This is a genomic window from Roseococcus pinisoli (genome assembly GCF_018413645.1).
Classification (GTDB): Bacteria; Pseudomonadota; Alphaproteobacteria; order Acetobacterales; family Acetobacteraceae; genus Roseococcus; species Roseococcus pinisoli.
Window position 1 is genome coordinate 1 of sequence record NZ_JAHCDA010000007.1, and the last position, 17,334, is coordinate 17,334.

The window sequence follows — 17,334 nt, forward strand, 5'->3', positions numbered from 1 at the left end:
ACTTCGCCCGCCGCCTCAAACGGCTGCGCGGCCTCACGCCCTACGAATTCATCTGCAAAACATGAGCAGAAACGCCCGAACGCTTCAGCAAAAATCCGCACCAGGAAATGCCGGGACTAAACATCCTCTCTAGACGGCGGCCTTCGTGCCCGATGGAAGGATGGACAATCAGACCCTCGCAGCCGCATCCGAACCTTTTCACTGCGTCGGCAACGATATGGCTCGCGTCCGCGAAAGTTTGGAGAACGAGGCGTGCCGAATGGCCGCAAAAGCGCTTCCAAAACTAGCGCCGCGTCCGCCGAGCCCTGGATGAGCGATTGCAGGATGGGCGCGGTATGCTGGTAACTAAAGCGACCAGCATCCCCGGCATGAGATGGCTGCGGCCAGCTCTAGGCCGCGGCCGCGATGGTCAACGGCCTCGCCAGCATGGTCAGGCTTATCTCTGTGAAGGTCAGCGCGTAGTTGCAGCCGACGGCAAGCGAACCCCGCGTTATGGCATCGACCTCCACGCCAAAGGCAATCGTCGTGGCGGTCGCAAGACCACCTATAAGCCGGGGTTGCCCTTCGCAAAGCGTGAACGAATTCTGCATCTGCGCGTTTGGAAGGCCGGAAGCGTTGACGCTCCCCGCAACCGCTCGATAGTGCCCGCCCGGTCGATGTCGTATCCCAGTAGGCATTCGTGAGGTCCGGCGCGCTGCTGTTATTGTAGCCAGCCACTCCCCGATGTTGGCATCGGCCGGCCCGGTGACGGACCCGGCGGTATATTCAGGGCGCCGCCGTTAAGACCGATCAAACCGCCGATATTTGCTCCCAAGGTCGGAGACCGATCCACTACCCTCGATGCGCCGATGAGGCCGCCAACATAGATGATGCTCACCTGGGGTGGGACTGATGAAACCCGACGCAAGCGAAGTCGGAATTACCCCTCGTTGAGATTCCAAGCCACTAAGCCGTCGGGATAGCCGCCCGCATTGTTGCTGATGACGCTGGCCGTCGCGCAGGGAGCCGCTGATGCTGCCTCCATCAATCGCTTCAACCAGACCGCCGCCCTCCGAAGCCGACGCAGCGAAAGGCGGCTTCTCGCGAATATCTATGAGGTAAACGGCGGCTGGCGCGACCACGGATAGCCCGCCCTCGCCCGCTCGAAGCCGTAGTTGAACAGCGGCGTCATGTAAGCCTGATCGAAAGGCTTGTCGTAAGCGACCGTGAAATCGCGCCCGATATAGGCCATGCGGAATTCCACGCCGTCGCGCTCGGCGTTCAGCCAGATGCGCACCGCGTCATTGTAGCCGCTGGAGGCGGTCATGGTGGCGATCGCGCGCTGGGCGATGCTTACAGTCCGGCGGTTGGTCGAAGCCCAGTCTGAATCCAGGCGGGCGTTGCGGATCATCCAGGCATGGACCGGCGGCACCGGTCTCCGTGCGCGAATGCTGGCGCGCCGGTGCTCGGCCACGGCCGCGGGATAGAGGAAGGCCTGTGCCACCGCGCCGCCGTCGACATGCAGCTCGTGATACGTCCGTCCATCCACCTGCACGTCGAAGAGCACCGGCGGAAAGACGCCGGGTATAGCCGCGGAGGCCAGCAGGATACGCCGGATCAGGTCCGGCGCCCGCGGATCACCGCTATTGGCGATGGCGCCGATATTCCAGATCACCGGCAGCTGGGTATCGAGGTTGGTGGTCCCCACGAGCAGCAGCCGCCCCTCGCGATAGCCCTGCGCGATGGCCGACAGCATGGTGGCATCCATCTGCCGGGAGATGGTCGCGAAGAGCGGCGCGGTGTCGGACATCGCGTCGTCGAAGATCGCGGCGGTGAAGTGGCGCTGGACGGCGACATCGGCCAGCGTGATGCCGGTATAGACCTGCTTCAGCGCGGCATCCGCCGAGGCGCCGACGAAGGCGAAGGGGGCCGTCAAAGCCCCCGTACTGACGCCGGTCACGAGGTTGAAGACAGGGCGCGAACCTTGCTGTGACCAGCCATTGAGCAGGCCGGCGCCGAAGGCTCCATCCTCGCCGCCACCGGAGATCGCCAGCAGGTGGAGCGGCGGGTTCGCCTCGTTCGGGGTCAACCCGAGGAAGGCGCGACGCCGTTCGAGCGCTGCCATGTATTCCTGCGTGATCGCCGCGGAACCGTCGCCGGCAAGGAAGCGCTCGTTCGGCAGGCCCAGCACGGAAGCGCGGTGGGACTGGCCGCTCGGCACCGCGGGCTCGCGGACCGGCAGGGCGCAGCCGGAAAGGGTGCCGCCCCCGAGGAGGAGCGCGGAGCGGCGGGAGAGCTGAGGCATGTCGTGTTTTTTCCAGTCTACTCAGAAGGTCACATTGACCGCGAACATCGGGCCGCCGAGCGACAGGCTCTGAACCGTGGAGCGGCTGCTTTGCTCGAAGGACAGATGCCGGTAGAGGGCCGACATGCTCACGCGGCCCATTCGATAGCCGATCCCGGCGGTGGCCTGCCAGGTCAGGTCGGATCCCCCGGTGCCGATGTCGAAGTAGTAGGGCATGAAGAAACCCGTCTGCCCGAGGTTCAGGCTGCCGCGGAAGCCGGCGATGCCGTTCCAGATGTCAGTCCGCGTCGAGATGCGTCCCGATCCACCGAAGCTGGCGCCGTTTCCGCGAGGGCCGGCGACGTTAAGCTGCAGCCGGTAATCCGTGCGCGCCTCGACATCAGCGAGACGAAAGCCCGCGATCACGTCGAGATGGCCCCAGTCGCCTTGAAGCGCGGTGTAGCCGCCGGCGAGGGTCCAGATCGTCGTCCGGAGCACGGTGCCCGACCCGGTCTGCAGGGACCGGGAGATGGGGTGCGACGGCAGGCCGAAGAAGTCGAGCGAGCGGATGTCGGTTTCCTTCGCGCCGACATCCATGAACAGCAGATCGGTCAGCACGGAGAAGCGACCGCGCCGGGCCTCGGCCGAAAACATCGCCGCGAAGTTGAGCCCGGGCAGGTAGTCGCCCGGGCTGCTCGATGCCGTGGTGGTCAGCCTTCCGCCGAGGGCGGCGGGCAGGTCGAAGCGGAGCCCCGTGCTGATCTCCGGCAGCCAGAGATAGGGCGCAATGTTGAACCGCCACGCCGACGGGTCGGCCGCCGGCGAAAGCGCGGCGGGCGGTTGCTGTGCCGCCGCCTCTGTTGCCGCAGCGCCCCAGAGGAGCCCCGCCGCCGCGATGATGCGCAGACGGCGGACGAACCCCTCGGGCGCCCCGCCGGTACGCGCCCGCCCGCTCTCGTGACGGTTCATGACCGACCTACCTCGACTCAGAGCTTCTGGATCGCGGGCGGTGCCCAGTTGCCGTTGAGCACGGCGGCCTTGGGCGCGTAGAGCCGCATTGCCAGGCTGATCGGGCCGCGCGGCGGCGAAGGCAGCCAGTTCGGCCGCTTCTCGGCGCCCGGATCCTCATGCTGGATGTGGAGGTCGAGCGAGCCGTCAGCGTTGTAGGTCAGCGCGTCGCGATCGCCGATGGCGAAGCGGTTCAGCGGATTGGCGACCTGGAAGCCGTCGGCGTCGTAGAGCGTCAGCGACCAGAACGCATCGACCGGCGGCAGCTCGGCTTTCGCGAAATGCATGGTGTAGCGGCCTTCGCCCGTCAGGGGATTGCCCTGGGCATCGGCGATGCTCAGCGGGTAGACCGCATCCTCCGGCGGGTTCGCCCCGAGACCGAGCTGCGCGATGACGGCGCGCCGGAGATAGGAGTTGCCGTAGACGCCGATGGTATCGGTATTCATCTGCCAGCCGCGCACCACCCGGGCGATATTCGGCAGGTTCTCGATCATGAGGCGGGCGCCGTCGGCCGCGCCCGCTTCGAGGGCCCGGCGAAGCGCCGGAGACAGCGTCTGCGGATCGAAGCCCTGCCCAGGAACGATGCCGATGCGCGCCAGCCGTGCGATGAGCGACCAATCGGTGTCGTGCGGCTGGTGCAGCCTCATCAGCTTCGCCGCCATGCGGAAGTAGGCAGCGGGCGGCATGGTATCGACCTGAACCTTCGGCGGCGTCCGCATGTCCACGCTCGGGTCGATCGTCACCTCCAGCGGCAGCGCGGGCTGGCCGCGCCGCGCCAACGGCGTGATGCGGAAGCCGTCCTGCACCTGGTGCACGGCCGGATAATCGGCCGGGCCATTGGTCTGCGTCCGCCCCACGATCCAGACATGGGGCGTCGGCGCGTCGATCCGGCGCAGGCCCGCCGCCAGGGCGCCGGTCCAGCCGCGCGGGACAACGGCGAACTCGGCGGCCTGCGTCCCGCTGGTGCGCTGGCCGGGGACGGCGAAGGAGTCGCTCCACATGTCGAGCATCTGCAGGAGGTAGTAGCGGCCGCCGGTGTCCGGCGTGGAGACGACCATCGGCCCCCGGGTCAGGTCCAGCCAGGCGACCGAATAGAGCGTGTCGAAGTTGGGCCGCACCACCTCTCGGAACTCGGCGCCCGGATAGGCGCGGATATGCACGAAGGAATTCATGGGGCCGCGGCCCGGCATCCGGCCGGCTTCGATATTCGTGACCTGGCGCCGGGTCACCTCCATCGTCACGAGCGGATAGAAATAGAGATAGGCCTCGCGAGCGATAAGGCGCGCCTCGTCGGGCGCGGCCATCGGAACAGGGTTCGCGGTCGCGGTCTGCGCCCGCGCGGACCGGAGCAGACCGGCACTCGCGAGAGCGCCGCCGGTGCCAAGCAGAATTCGACGTTGAAGCGTCATGATCACGAACCTTGTTCAGTTGGAGCTGGCGTTGCGGGGGGGCGGTGCGCCACTGGTCACGGTGGCGGAACCACCAGGTAGACGACGTCCGGGCCCTGCATGTACGGCCGAAGCCAGGCCGGGCCGCAGCGGTAGTAGGTGACGGAGCCCGCTCGCCGCGTCGTGCAGCCCGCCGGCAGCACGGCGATCGTCGCGCCGGTTGTCAGCCCCGCCGGCGGAGGGACAGTCGCGCGGGCTTCGGCCGAACCCACGATCGCGCCCGCGACCGTGCCGGCCACGACCCCAGCCGCGATGGTCCCGGCCAGCGGCGCGACTGGGCGCGCATAGCCGGGATAGACGGGAACCACGGGGACCGCGACGACCGGCGAGCGATAGCCCGGCCGTACGACGGCGCCGGCTCGCCCGTAGGGCCCCACGGCGACAGCGCCACGCGGACCGACGGCGGCGGCTCCCCCATGAGGCCCCACCCCGAGAGCCCCGCGATGCCCCACCACGGCGCTGCCGCCGCGCGGCCCCGTGGCGGTGGTCCAGGCCGCCGCTTGCTGGCTGGTCGGCGTGGCCAAGGCCAGCAGGCAGGCGCCGCCAAGCAGGTAGAGGGTCCGGCGCGGGATCACGGCGACGCCCCTTCCGGACGAAGCGCCAGCGTTGCGGGGACCGCCCCCGGCGGCGGCACGAAGTTGAAGGCGTTCGCAGCTAGGCGCGGTGAGAGGTTCCAGTCCTCGAAGTCGATGGTGATCCGGCCTGCGCTATCTTCGCCCCGTCCCATCAGCGAGACCCGGAGCGGCAGCGCGCGGGAGCCGGCCTCCAGCCAGATCTCCCAGTCCACGGCGGAATTGCGGAGCGCGAAATGGTCAACCGCAATGCCGCGCACGACGCTGCGGCCGACGAGCACGCCTGTCGTCTCGCTGCCGGCGACGAGGGCCGCGTGGGGATCGGCCGCCAGGAAAGGTCGCACCGCGATGTCGATGCCGAGCCGATCCTCGAGCCAGCCCACCGCACGCTCGAGGTCGCCCGAGAGTGGGCTGGCCGCATAGACGTTCGCCGCGGGGTTGAGCAGGGTCACGGTGGAACCGTCATAGGACAAGGTGAAGCTGCCGAGATCGCTGCCGACCGAGGCCGCCAGACGGTCGGGTTTGCGGACTGCGATGGCGGCACTGCCACCGAGCAGGACGCGCTGGCCGCTGGCCAGTGCGCCCTCATGGAGCGTGCTGGTGCGCACGGTGAAGGCCGTTGCCGCCGTCAGCGTCGCCGACATGCGCTGCAACCTCGCCTCAACCAGGGGCTCCGGTCTTGTCGCGGGGCTCTCATGCCCAGACTCCGGGCTGCCTAGCGCCGGGGCGACCATCGCGATGCCGCAGCCAAGGCCAAGCAACAGGGCCGCGAGGCTCCGTGCCCCGCGCCACTTTAAGGGCCGTCGCTCCCGATGCAGGGGTGTCATGCCTGTTCCCTTCCGGCCGGCACGTCAGCGCATCGAGACGACGACCGCGTCGCCGCCCAGATTGAGCATGAGGCCCGTGCGATGGGCGCTGAGGCGCATGATGACGCCATCGGCGTTCTGAAGCCAAAGATCGCCCGCACTGGCCTGCCCGAGGGCGAAGCCGTAGCGCGCCTGCGCATACTCGCCGGCGAACCGCGACGGGTCCTGCAGGTTGTAGACTTCGCCGACCGCCTCGATCGAGGAGGCGCCGATGCCGCCGATGCCCAGCCCCGTCACGGTGAAGGGATGGCTCCGGCCGTGGAATTCGAGCGCGCCCGTGCCGTGGCTCCCGCTACCGATATAGGCGACGCTGACCATCTGCATCCGGACCTTGCCATCGGGGCGTCGGCCCTCGATGGCCGCCGGGCCAATGCGATCGTTCTGGCAAGCCGAGGCGAGCAGGAGTGCCGCGAGCAGGGCTACGGTGCCGGTGCGGCGGTCGATGACCCGAAGCGGCGTCATCGATCTGTCAGCGCATCGAGACCGTTGGCGAGGTGCAGCATGCGAAGTTCCTCCACGGGTGCACCTGCCGCTATGTCGCGGGGCCGAAACCCAGTTGCGCCCGCCTTACGGAGAGCGGGCGCACGATCTGGTTTTCATCGTGCGGAGGAAAGCTCGAACGCTATCGAAAATTTCGCTGAATGGCCCGGGAGCCGCCGAGACGTTGATCGGCCGCGCTACGCCGTGCCGCGTATGCGCTCCAGGGTCGCCGAGGGCGCCTCGCCGAAGGCATTTCGATAGTCCTGGGCGAACTGCCCCAGGTGCCAGAAGCCATGGGACAGCGCGACGGATTTCACCATCGGGCGCGGACCTTCGCGCGACAGCAACACGGAACGCACCATGCCCAACCTCCGTTGCTTCAGAAAACGGTGCGGGCTGATCATGGAAGTGCTTTGGAAAGCTTCGGAGAGCGCAGAAGCCGATACCCCCAGGGCACGGCAAAGCTGTGTGGTGTAGATGGGGCGATCGACATGGGCGCGCAGGTACTCGTCGGCCGCAAATACGATGCGCTTCCTCGCTCGTGAGCTTCGAGGCGGAGAGACCGGCGCATCATTCCCGACCGAGGCCACAAGTTCGTGGAACGCCTGGAGAAGCGTCTCACGCAGGGCTTGGCGCGGCTGCTCGCCTTCGAACACCATGGGCGCTTCGAGGACCATCGCGCCGGCCGCCCGAGCCAGGCTTGTAATCTTCGCCCATGCCGAGGTCGACGGGCGGAGTAGGGTGTGCGAGCCAGGCCGAAGAAGCGCCTCACCGGCTGTAGCCTCTGCAAGCGTCCCGACCAGCGCGGTGGAAAAGGTCACCAAAGCAAACTGGACGTCGTGTTCGCTCGAACGCAGCACCTCCGCGCCGCTTCCATAAAGGCCGAAGCTGCGAGGTCCGGACGCAACGCCGTTGATGAGGAGGTTCTCGTCGGGGTTCAAGGAGAGATGCAGGAGCCCCCTATCAGGAGCAACCGCGGCAAGACACATATGCGCGGAGCATGCTCCGACCTGAAGCGTCATGTCCTCCAGCAGAAAGCTCGAGGAGGAAGCGGCAAAAGGGCCCCGACGCAACGGAACGAGGCGCAGCTGCGCGCCGTGGAGGCCGGCCCCGGCGAGCTCCGGGTCGGAGAGCTCCTCGCGCATCACTCCATGGGGAAGTATCGGCTCTTGCTTCACCGTTTCTCCGTACACCGCGCAAAACGAGGCGATTTCGCAACTAGTTCGATCGCCTGCGAATGTGTGGGTGTGATGAAGGGTGGCGCTCGAAGATCAGGAGGGAGCATATTTCGTAACCCGCTTGGAGGGGAGTGCCTCCCGCCAGGAAGCTCACAGGACTGACCGGCCGCACCGTCTAGGCACATCGCCCATCCAAGCCGCCTCCGAAGGATAATCAAGACAAGACCTGGACGTGGTGCTCGCCGAGGCGCTGGAGCGGATCAGGTGCGGCCAAAAGCATACGGCAGACCTTCACCAGGCGGCGCTTTTTCGCCGACGCTCGGATCATCACCATCTTGGATGGGTGAGGTCCGGATTTGCCGTCGGCGTTAAGGGCACGACGGATGTCGCTGTATCCGCTGCAATCGTGCTATTGGCCGAGGTCTCCCCTGCCCCTCGCCTGTATCAGGCTCTGGCGCAGATCCATCGCGACCGGGTGGCCGAGTTCACGCGCCTCCTAGACGAGGAGGATGCCGCCAAGGCCCGTGAGATGATCCGCGGCCTGGTGGGGGCGATCCGCCCGATCCTGGAGGCTTGCGCTCTCCGGATCTGCGTTCGCGGGGAGCTGGGCGTGCTCCTCCGTCTGGCAGCGGGCGCGATCAACTCTCCCAGCGTCCAGAAAGACAATACCCCGGCATTTCTGTCGGGGCGTTCTGTGAGCAAGGTGACCTGGGGTGCGGGAACCCGCAGCCGACGCCCCCAAATACATTAAAGTGGAAATTATGCCCGTGTCGTGCAGGGGGAGCGACCCGCTGCTGTGACCAAATCTTGGTCGAGACGACCTCCGGTGGAGGGCTTGGACGGCCTGAAACAGGCCCTATCCGACGGTAGGTTCAATTCGGCAAAGCTCCGGACAGTCCTAACTCTTGCGAAGACCAGGTCTCATTCGACATTGGCAGTGACGTCAGACGCAGGCAGCCGCCAGAACCACAGGCGCCCCCGTGATGAACATCGCCGCCAGACCAACCAGTGCCGAGGCGAGACCCAGGCATCTCTCAAATCCGGAAGGCGCTGTCCACGCCCACCGGACAACGGCAGCAGCTCCCAGGCACAGCAGTATCCAGCTCGACACCAGGACCCATCGGAACAACGTTACGCCCGCCAGTTGCACCTCATTCCACCCGCTCGCGCAGCCGATCCCGTGCAGCGCATAGAGGAGGGAAAAGCCAAAGGCCCACAGCCCGAGCCCGGCGCTCGCGCGTGCCAGGAACATCATGGCGCCATCGCCGGTGCCAGAACGCAGACGAGCACGATCAGCGTCGCCGCGCCCGAGTAGTCGCTGAAGAGACGCGCAATCGAGGGCTCCAGCAGCCGCGTGCCCGACACATGACCCGAAGCGAGGCGTGCGCTCACGAAGGCGCTGCAGAGCAGCGCGATCGCCGCATGGAGCGCGGCGTAAATGAGAAGCGCCCAGCCGGCGGCGGCATAGGCATGGGTCTCGGGCCCCGGCAGCGCAGTGATGCCGAGGGACATCAGCGCGACGATGGAGACGGCCTGTGCCGCTGCGGCGGCGGTCGCAGTGTGCCGGGCCGAAATTAATCTCCCCGCGCAAGCCGCTGCCAGACTCCGCCGCTGCAGCCACATCCCGGCGAGCGTGGCAGCAGAGGCCATCAGCCCCAGGAGAAGGCCCCCCTCGATCCGCGCTGGTGGCGGCCAGTTGGGCGCAACGACCCAGAGGAAGGCATAGCCGAACAGCAGCGACGCCAGCAGCGTTCCATCGGCCACCAGCAGGAACACACTGCCCCACCAGCCGGGCGCGCCGACCGCCTCGCGATGGGTGAGCGCCGCCTGCCCCTGCCCGATCGGCAGAGGGCCGAAGTCCTCGCGGCTCCCCAACACCCAGGCCCAGCGCCAGGCCAGGACAACGACGCCCGCCAGTGGAACAAGTGCCAGCCAGTAAAACCCGAAGAGCAGGCACAGGAAGAAGCTCCCCGTCACCGCAGCAGTGATGATCGGCAGGCGCGTGTTCCCCGGCAGCACGACGACGTGATCGACCGCGCCCGTGGTGGTCTCCACGGCCATCGTCTCGCGCCAGCCATGCCGTGGTACCGCCAGGTAGCCCTCGCCGCGCGCCAACTTCACGGCGAGCGCAGGATCGGTCGCCAGCGGCTCGCGATCCTGAACATGCGGCAGGCTGGCGATGTTGTAGACGGGCGTGGGGATCGGTATCGCCCATTCCAGCGTGCCGGCGTTCCAGGGATTGCGGCGGCTGCGGCGCGACCAGAAAATCTGCAGCGCGACGTCGATGGCGAAGAGCGCGAAGCCGAAGGCCATCACGAAGCTCCCGATCGAGGAGAGCAGGTTCAGCCAGGCCCACCCCATTTCCTCGGGATAGGTATGCACCCGCCGGCGCATGCCCAGTAGCCCGGTCAGGTGCATCAGGAAGAAGGTGAAGTTGAAGCCGAGAAATATCAGCCAGAAAGCGGCTTTGCCCAGCGAGGCTGCCCGTGCCCGGCCGGTGAAATGGGGCAGCCAGTAATACGCGCCCGCCAGCATCGGAAAGATGAAGCCGCCGACCAGGACGTAGTGCAGATGCGCGACGACGAAATGGGTGTCGTGCGCCTGCCAGTTGAAGGGCACCATCGCCAGCATGACGCCGGTCAGGCCCCCGATCACGAAAGTCAGAAAGAAGCCCAGCAGGTAAAGCATCGGCAGCTTCAGCTCCGGCCGGCCATTCCACAGCGTGCCGATCCAGGCGAAGACCTGAAGCGCGGTCGGTATGGCGACCAGCGCGGAGGCGGCCGAGAAGAAGCCCAGCGCCATGTGCGGAATGCCGGTGGCGAACATGTGGTGCACCCACAGCCCGAAGCTGAGGAAAGCCATCGCCAGCAGCGCGGCCACGATCCAGCCGTAACCCAGGATCCGCGTGCGGGCCATCACCGGCAGCACGGTGGAGACCACGCCGGCGGCGGGCAGGAAAATGATGTACACCTCCGGGTGGCCGAACAGCCAGAACAGGTGCTGCCACAGCAGCGGGCTGCCGCCGCGCGCGGGGTCGAAGAAGGGCCAATCGAAGGCGCGCTCCACCTCCAGCAGGATCGATCCCAGGATCAGCGGCGGAAAGGCGACGATCATCATCAGGGCGGTGATGAGCAGGTACCACGCGAAGAGCGGCATGCGGTCCAGCCGCATGCCGGGAGCGCGGAGCTTCAGGATCGAGACCGTGATTTCCACCGCGGCGGCGATCGCGGAAATCTCCACGAAGGTGACGCCCAGCAGCCAGACATCGGCGTTGACGCCGGGCGAATAGGCCCGGGAGGAAAGCGGCGTGTACATGAACCAACCGCCGTCCGGCGCCACGCCCAGCGCCAGCGACGCGATCAGGATCGAGCCGCCGAAGAGGTAGCACCACCAGCCGTAGGCCGAGAGGCGTGGAAAGGCCATGTCGCGGCTGCCCAGCAGCTTCGGCAGCAGGTACAGCGCCAGCCCCTCGAACATCGGGATGGCGAAGAGGAACATCATGATGCTGCCGTGCATCGTGAACAGCTGGTTGTAGATGTCGGGGCCGACGAAGGCGCTGCCCGGCGTCGCCAGCTGCGCACGGATCATCATCGCCAGCACGCCGCCGATCGCGAAGAACGCGAAGGCGGCCAGGATGAATCGCCTGCCGATGTCCGAATGATTGACCGACGCGATGGACCCACGCCAACCGGGTGCAGAGCCCCAGATCGCGGTCAGTGCGCGGTGACGCCGGAGTGCGTTCATGGTGCCTCCCCACGCTGGAACGCGGCCCATCCGGCTTCGTCATGAGCGATCACGCGGAAACGATGCGCAGCGTGCTCCAGGCCGCAGAACTCCGCGCACTGTCCTTCGAACACACCCGGCTGCGCGGCCTGGATCCGCAGCACGTTCACATGGCCGGGGATGGCATCCATCTTTCCGGCGAGCCGCGGAACCCAGAAGCCATGGATCACGTCGGCCGCGGCGAGACGCACGTGGATCGGTCGCCCGGCAGGAATATGCAGCACGTCGCGCGTCGTGATGGCGCCGCTCGCGCCGGGCTGACGGAACTCCCAGAACCACTGATGGCCCGTCGCCTCGACGACGATCACGCCAGGTGCAGGGCGCGCAATCATCTGCTCTCCCAGCACCAATGCGGAACCCAGCAGGACGAGCAGCACCGCGCCGGGCATGGCGACGCCCAGCCAACCAAGCCACAGCGACACGCCGGTCTGACCATCCCGGGCACGGTGGACGAAGGCCAGGGCGAGCAACAGCACTACCAGCAGGGTCAGCACGCCCGCGCCTGCCAGCATCGCCCACCAGAGGATCGCTACATCGCGCGCCGCAGGCCCGGCCGTGTCGAGGGTGGAGAGCGGTCCGGAACATCCGACCGTGACCAGCGCTGGCATCGCCACGCGCAGCACGTGTAGCATGGGGCGATGGCTTTCCCTCCCGAGACGTCCAATCCCGAAACGTCCGAAAGCGGGAGAGCGCGCGTCGATCCCATTTCGGCCCAGCCGTATTTCCACCGGACGGAATCGCGGATCGCCGTCGCAGGCCATCCGATCCATGCCATGCTCGTCACCTTTCCGATCGCACTGACGATGTGCACGCTGGGGGCCGACGGCTTCTACTGGTGGACAGGCGACAGCTTCTGGGCACGCGCAGCGCTCTGGGCCAGCGGCATGGCCTTTCTCTTTGGCCTGGCGGCGGGTCTGGCGGGAACGGTCGAGTTGCTGCTGGTTCCCGGCATCCGCGCCCGCGCCGCGAGCTGGACGCATTTCATCCTCGCCGTGATGCTGCTGTCCATCCTGGGCGCCAATTGGGGCTACCGCCTGACGGGGTACGAAGAGGCGGTCTTGCCCTGGGGATTGCTGCTCTCGGCCCTGGCGGCGGGCTTCACCGCCGTCACGGGCTGGCACGGGGGCAAGCTCGTCTTCGATTACCAAATCGGCACCTCGCGCAACGGCAAGGGCTGACCCTGCGTCCCCAGGAGCCAATCCGGGAGGATCCCCTCCGCCAGGAAGGGCTTACCGAGAACCAGGATCAGAATTGCGAGCATTGCGAGGAGGGACATCCCGACGAGCAGGCCTGCCGGCGGCGGTCGATAATGGCCCTGCTCCTCGCCGAACTTCAGCGTGATATGACCGATCCAGGCGTGGATCAGGACCAGCAGGCCCACCAGGACCAGCTTCGCGAACATCCAGGGCACGAAGACTCCCCGCATGAAAACCAGAGCGGTGCCCAGCGCGATGGCGATAACCGCGGCGGGCGTGACGACGCGCACATAGGCGTGATTCGTCACGAGCCTCGTCCTCGCGAATTCCGCCTGGTCATCCGCCGGATGGTGGCGGGCCAGCAGCAGCGGCAGGCCGACGAGCCCGGCACACCAGATCGACAGGGCCGCGATATGGAAGAACTTGAGGGCGGCGATCATGTCGTGGCCGTCCTTGCCCAGACACGCCGGGCGATCAACGCGATTGCCATCGCATAGGGGATGGAGCCCGGCACCCACATCACCAGACCGGCGAGCTGCTGGTCGGCGAGCTGGTCCAGCCCCCAGGGCCACGTCGTCTCGGCATGGGCGGCATAGAGAGGGACGCGCGCGAAGGTCAGCAGTGCCCCCAGCAGGCCCATCTGCGCCATGCCCAGGGTGGCGGCCAGCGCCGCGGATACCGGCGGCGCGGCGAACACCTCGCGCCAATACCAGACGGCGGTCGCCAACAGGCTGACCTGCATGAGCCAATAGAGCATGGGATCGGTCAGTGCCCGGTCATAGAGCGACGGCAGATGCCAGACCCACAATGTCGCAGTGGCGATCAGGAAGGCCGCGCCGGCATGGCCTGGCCGGCGAGCGGGAAAGGCCAGGGCAATCATCGGCGCAGCTATCGCGACAAGCAGCACGTGATGCGCGGCGCGCGCCGAGAACAGCGCGACGGTCAATGCACAGAGCGGCGACACGAAGGCCACGGCGAGGACACCGACGGCCGCCAGTGCCATTCGTGGATGTCGGGAACGCGTCGCCACCGCAGCCCCCAGGGCCAGCGCGGCCAGAAGGAGCGGGTCCAGATTCCACCGGAGGAGCCAATCGTCAGGAAGCGGCGGAGCGCCGCAGTAGCTTGTCATCGGCCGGACACCTCGTCGTGATCGGCGTTCGTTTGCCCATCAATGCGGTTGAGAGCCTCGCAACCCCGGTGATGCGGAGAGCGCGCCCTCATGGTCAGGCACCCCGCCGAAGGGCGTCGTGACCATAGCCGAGGGACAGCACCAGAAGCGCCCCGCCGACCATATTGCCCAGCGTGCTGAGTGCGAGGTTCTGCAGGCCTGACAGCCAGGCCACGTCTTCGCCCGGCCCGCTGAGCCATCCGAGCGGCAGGATCGACATGTTCGCGACCGAATGCTCCAGCCCGGCTGCGACGAAGACCGTGATCGGGCCGACGATGGCGATGACCTTCGCGGGGATGGTCACCGCGCTCATCGACATCCAGACCGCCAGGCAGACGAGGATGTTCGCCAGGATGGCGGAGGAGAAAACGGCCTGCGGCGTTTTCGCCAGCTTGTCCGCCACCAGGCTCCTCGCGGCGTCGCCGACGTTGCCCTCCAGCCCGCCGCTGGCGGAGAACAGCAACGCGACGGCAAGGCTGCCCACGAGATTGCCCAGCCAGACGACGATCCAGGCCTGGATCATCCGACCGGCGGCAAGCTCCCCCGTGGCGGCCGGCAGTACCATCATGGTGTTGCCGGTGAAGAGCTCGGCGCCCGCGATCATCACCAGGATGAGGCCCACCGAGAAAGCGAGGCCGGAGATCAGCTGCACGGCCCCGGTCACCGAGCTGTCGCCCGCCCCCGACTGCGCGACGAGCGATATCACCGATCCAAAGGCGATGAAGGCGCCGGCCAGGCAGGCCAGGACCATCATCCGCGCCCAGGGTTGCCGTGCCTTGTCGGCCAGCGCCTCGGGCGCTTCCTGCGCGATGGCGCTGCCGATGGGATCCTTGAGGGTGTCGTCCATCTGACTGTCTTCACCCGTGCCCACGGCGTTACGCCGCCTCGATCCGGACAGGGACCGCCTTGCCTGCCGGCGTCTTCGACCGGCGGTCGTGATGCTGCAGGGAGATCAACGGATTCAGCTCGGGATAGTAGCCCGCGATGCTGCCATCGGGCAGGTTGAACGGCACCACCTCCAGCCCGTCGATCCGGCGCGCATGTCCATCATCGGCATCCCCGACGAGGGACACACGTTGCCCTGCCGACAATCCGGCACGGCGCATGTCGTCGGGGTTGATCAGCACGACATCGCGCTTGCCCTCGATGCCGCGCAGCCGGTCGCTGTAGCCATAGATGGTCGTATTGAACTGGTCGTTCGAGCGGATCGTCATCAGCCGGTAGCGGCCGTCAGCATCCTCCACATCCGTGGCGGCCAGCATGTCGGGCGCCGTGAACTGCGCGCGGCCGCTCTCCGTCTTCCAAACCCGCTCCCGCGCCGGGTTGCCGCGATAGAAGCCCCCTGGCTGGAACATCCGGCCGTTCATGTCGTGAAACTCGTCGGGATAGGTCTCGGCGATCAGATCTCGGACCAGCGCATAATCGGCGGTCCAGTCGTCCCAGCGGAGCCTGGGGTTTGACGGCAGCGTTTCCTTGGCGATGCCGGCGACGATCGCCATCTCGGACAGGAGGTGTTCGCTGGCTGGCGGGCGGTGGCCGAGCGATCCGTGAATATGGCTGAAGCTGTCCTCGACCGTCACGGTCTGCGGACCGCTTGCCTGGAGATCCTCCTCGCTGCGGCCCAGGCACGGCAGCAGATAAGACGTGCGTCCATTGAACAGGTGGCTCCGGTTCAGCTTGGTGGCGATCTGAACGGTGAGGCGCATCCGCTCCCAGGCGGGCTCGATGCGGCCCTGATCGGGAATGGCGCGCAGGAAGTTGCCGCCCAGCCCGATGAAGGCCTGCACCTGGCCGTCGAGCAGCCCTTCGCAGACGGCGACGGTATTCATGCCCGGCTCGCGCGGAGGATCGAAGCCGAACTGATCCGCCAGCTTGTCCAGCGGCACCAGTTCCGGCTTTTCCGCGATGCCGACGGTGCGCTGCCCCTGGACATTGGAATGGCCCCGCACCGGGCAGATGCCCGCGCCTGGCCGGCCGATGTGACCGCGCATCAGGAGGAGATTGACCAGCATGGCGATGTTCTCGAACCCATGGACATGCTGGGTCAGGCCCATGCCATAGACGCCGATGACGCGCTCCGCGGCGAGATAGACCTGCCCCGCCGCCTCCATATCGGCGCGGCTGAGGCCGGATTCCTGCTCGATCCTCTCCCAGGATGTCGCGTCCGCCCTGGCACGAAAAGCATCGAAGCCGGTGCAATGCTGGGCGATGAAGGCGTGGTCGATCACCGTCCCGCCCTGGCGTTCGTCCTCGGCGAGGACGAATTTGCATAGACCCATGATCGCGGCGATGTCGCCGCCCGCGCGGAGCTGCAGATACTGGCAGCTGATCTCCGTCCCCTGACCGCTCAGCATCTGCCCCGGCCTCTGGGGATTGATGAAGCTGATCAGCCCCTTCTCGCGGATGGGATTGAACGTCACCACCTTGCAGCCCCGCTCGACCGCCTGCTGCAGCGGATGGAGGAAGCGTGGGCTGTTCGTACCGGTGTTCTGACCAAAGAAGAACATGGCATCGCACTGCTCGAAATCCTCGAGCACGCAGGTGCCGACCGGGCACCCGATCAACGCGTTCAGGGCCACCGAGGTCGTCTCGTGGCACATGTTGGAGCTGTCCGGCAGGTTGTTATGGCCATGCAGGCGCGCGAACAGGGCATAGAGGTAGGAGGTCTCGAGGCTGGCCCGGCCCGAGGCGTAAAAGACGGCGGATTTCGGCTCGAGGGTCTTCAGCTCTCCGCCAATCGCGGCAAAAGCCTCCTGCCAGCTGCAGGGCACATAGCGGTCGCTTGCTGCATCGTAACGCAAGGGATGGGTCAGGCGGCCTTGCTGTTCGAGATCATGATCACTCCAGCCACGCAGTTCGGTGACGCTGTGGCTCGCAAAGAATTCCGGTGTGCAGCGATGCGTGGTGAGCTCCCACAGCGTGGCCTTCGCCCCATTCTCGCAGAACTCGAAGGCATGGGGATGCTTCGGCTTGCCCCATGCGCAACTGGTGCACATGAAGCCTCCCTTCTTATTCTGCCGTCGCAGCGTGTTCAGCGAGCCTGCTGACGGCCTCTCCCGCGCCAGGGTCTCCACGATTCCGCGCAACGAGCCCCAGCCACCCGAGGCGCCCTTATAATCAATGGTGTCCGACGGCCTTGCCATGAGTGCTCCTGGCGGTTCCCTGTCGAGGTAAGGCACGGATAACGCCAAGGTTGCAGAAAATTTATAAATAGAGAAATTCTCTGCTTCGGTGCTGCACGGCTTAGTGACTGTTTGAGAATGGGTTGGCGTGTCGTGGATGGGGTGATTCAAGCTCGGGATGTGGACCCGAGAGACGCGCCGCCGGATGGCCGAGATTGCCCGCAAGACAAAGCGCTATCCGTCTGATCTG

The 17,334-nt window shown here is 66.7% G+C and carries 16 protein-coding genes; 2 read left to right on the forward strand and 14 right to left on the reverse strand.

Features of this window, described 5'->3' with window-relative positions; translation table 11 throughout:
• Positions 1-1,090: 1,090 nt before the first annotated feature.
• The 7 genes from KHU32_RS22770 to KHU32_RS22800 all read right to left on the reverse strand — a co-directional run bounded on the left by KHU32_RS22770 (position 1,091) and on the right by KHU32_RS22800 (position 7,782).
• Complete coding sequence (locus tag KHU32_RS22770) at positions 1,091-2,284, reverse strand: patatin-like phospholipase family protein (RefSeq protein WP_213672487.1); 1,194 nt, start codon at positions 2,282-2,284, stop codon at positions 1,091-1,093.
• Positions 2,285-2,305: 21 nt separating this feature from the next.
• Entirely contained in the window at positions 2,306-3,232 is a 927-nt protein-coding gene (locus tag KHU32_RS22775; RefSeq protein ID WP_213672488.1) for a hypothetical protein, read from the reverse strand.
• A 17-nt stretch (positions 3,233-3,249) separates the two neighbouring features.
• Positions 3,250-4,680, reverse strand: a complete 1,431-nt coding sequence (locus tag KHU32_RS22780; protein WP_213672489.1) for a DUF1254 domain-containing protein — start codon at positions 4,678-4,680, stop codon at positions 3,250-3,252.
• A 56-nt stretch (positions 4,681-4,736) separates the two neighbouring features.
• Positions 4,737-5,294, reverse strand: a complete 558-nt coding sequence (locus tag KHU32_RS22785) for a hypothetical protein (RefSeq protein WP_213672490.1) — start codon at positions 5,292-5,294, stop codon at positions 4,737-4,739.
• Positions 5,291-6,118, reverse strand: a complete 828-nt coding sequence (locus tag KHU32_RS22790; protein ID WP_347265592.1) for a DUF2092 domain-containing protein — start codon at positions 6,116-6,118, stop codon at positions 5,291-5,293. The genes KHU32_RS22785 and KHU32_RS22790 overlap by 4 nt, the downstream gene beginning before the upstream one ends.
• A gap of 24 nt (positions 6,119-6,142) precedes the next feature.
• Positions 6,143-6,619 (reverse strand): hypothetical protein, encoded by a 477-nt coding sequence (locus KHU32_RS22795; protein ID WP_213672492.1) that lies wholly within the window; start codon positions 6,617-6,619, stop codon positions 6,143-6,145.
• A gap of 215 nt (positions 6,620-6,834) precedes the next feature.
• Entirely contained in the window at positions 6,835-7,782 is a 948-nt protein-coding gene (locus KHU32_RS22800) for a helix-turn-helix domain-containing protein (protein WP_213672493.1), read from the reverse strand.
• A gap of 265 nt (positions 7,783-8,047) precedes the next feature.
• Between KHU32_RS22800 and KHU32_RS22805 the strand changes: the two genes are divergently transcribed.
• Entirely contained in the window at positions 8,048-8,566 is a 519-nt protein-coding gene (locus tag KHU32_RS22805; RefSeq protein ID WP_213672494.1) for a hypothetical protein, read from the forward strand.
• 192 nt (positions 8,567-8,758) lie between these two features.
• Here the strand turns inward: KHU32_RS22805 and KHU32_RS22810 are convergent, their stop codons facing one another.
• From KHU32_RS22810 to coxB, 3 genes are read right to left on the reverse strand one after another with little or no spacing between them, the layout of a single operon-like run.
• On the reverse strand, positions 8,759-9,070 hold the full coding sequence (locus KHU32_RS22810; RefSeq protein ID WP_213672495.1) for a hypothetical protein: 312 nt from the start codon (positions 9,068-9,070) through the stop codon (positions 8,759-8,761).
• The gene (gene ctaD / locus KHU32_RS22815) at positions 9,067-11,559 is read right to left on the reverse strand and encodes a cytochrome c oxidase subunit I (RefSeq protein WP_249681557.1); all 2,493 of its coding nucleotides are present in this window, start codon (positions 11,557-11,559) and stop codon (positions 9,067-9,069) included. The genes KHU32_RS22810 and ctaD overlap by 4 nt, the downstream gene beginning before the upstream one ends.
• On the reverse strand, positions 11,556-12,230 hold the full coding sequence (gene coxB, locus KHU32_RS22820) for a cytochrome c oxidase subunit II (protein ID WP_213672497.1): 675 nt from the start codon (positions 12,228-12,230) through the stop codon (positions 11,556-11,558). Before coxB ends, ctaD begins: the two co-directional genes overlap by 4 nt.
• A gap of 141 nt (positions 12,231-12,371) precedes the next feature.
• On the opposite strand from coxB, the gene KHU32_RS22825 reads away from it, so the two are divergent.
• Entirely contained in the window at positions 12,372-12,776 is a 405-nt protein-coding gene (locus KHU32_RS22825; protein WP_249681559.1) for a DUF2231 domain-containing protein, read from the forward strand.
• Here KHU32_RS22825 and KHU32_RS22830 read toward each other — a convergent pair.
• The 4 genes from KHU32_RS22830 to KHU32_RS22845 form a co-directional block, all read right to left on the reverse strand.
• Positions 12,740-13,234 carry a CopD family protein gene (locus KHU32_RS22830; RefSeq protein ID WP_213672499.1) on the reverse strand — a complete coding sequence of 165 codons (495 nt, stop codon included), beginning with the start codon at positions 13,232-13,234 and terminating at the stop codon, positions 12,740-12,742. The genes KHU32_RS22825 and KHU32_RS22830 overlap by 37 nt on opposite strands.
• On the reverse strand, positions 13,231-13,797 hold the full coding sequence (locus KHU32_RS22835) for a cytochrome c oxidase assembly protein (RefSeq protein ID WP_249681561.1): 567 nt from the start codon (positions 13,795-13,797) through the stop codon (positions 13,231-13,233). Before KHU32_RS22835 ends, KHU32_RS22830 begins: the two co-directional genes overlap by 4 nt.
• A gap of 220 nt (positions 13,798-14,017) precedes the next feature.
• Complete coding sequence (locus KHU32_RS22840) at positions 14,018-14,809, reverse strand: formate/nitrite transporter family protein (RefSeq protein ID WP_213672501.1); 792 nt, start codon at positions 14,807-14,809, stop codon at positions 14,018-14,020.
• A gap of 28 nt (positions 14,810-14,837) precedes the next feature.
• Positions 14,838-17,105: an FdhF/YdeP family oxidoreductase gene (locus tag KHU32_RS22845; protein WP_213672502.1), complete on the reverse strand. Its 2,268-nt coding sequence runs from the start codon at positions 17,103-17,105 to the stop codon at positions 14,838-14,840.
• Between the last annotated feature and the right edge of the window lie 229 nt (positions 17,106-17,334).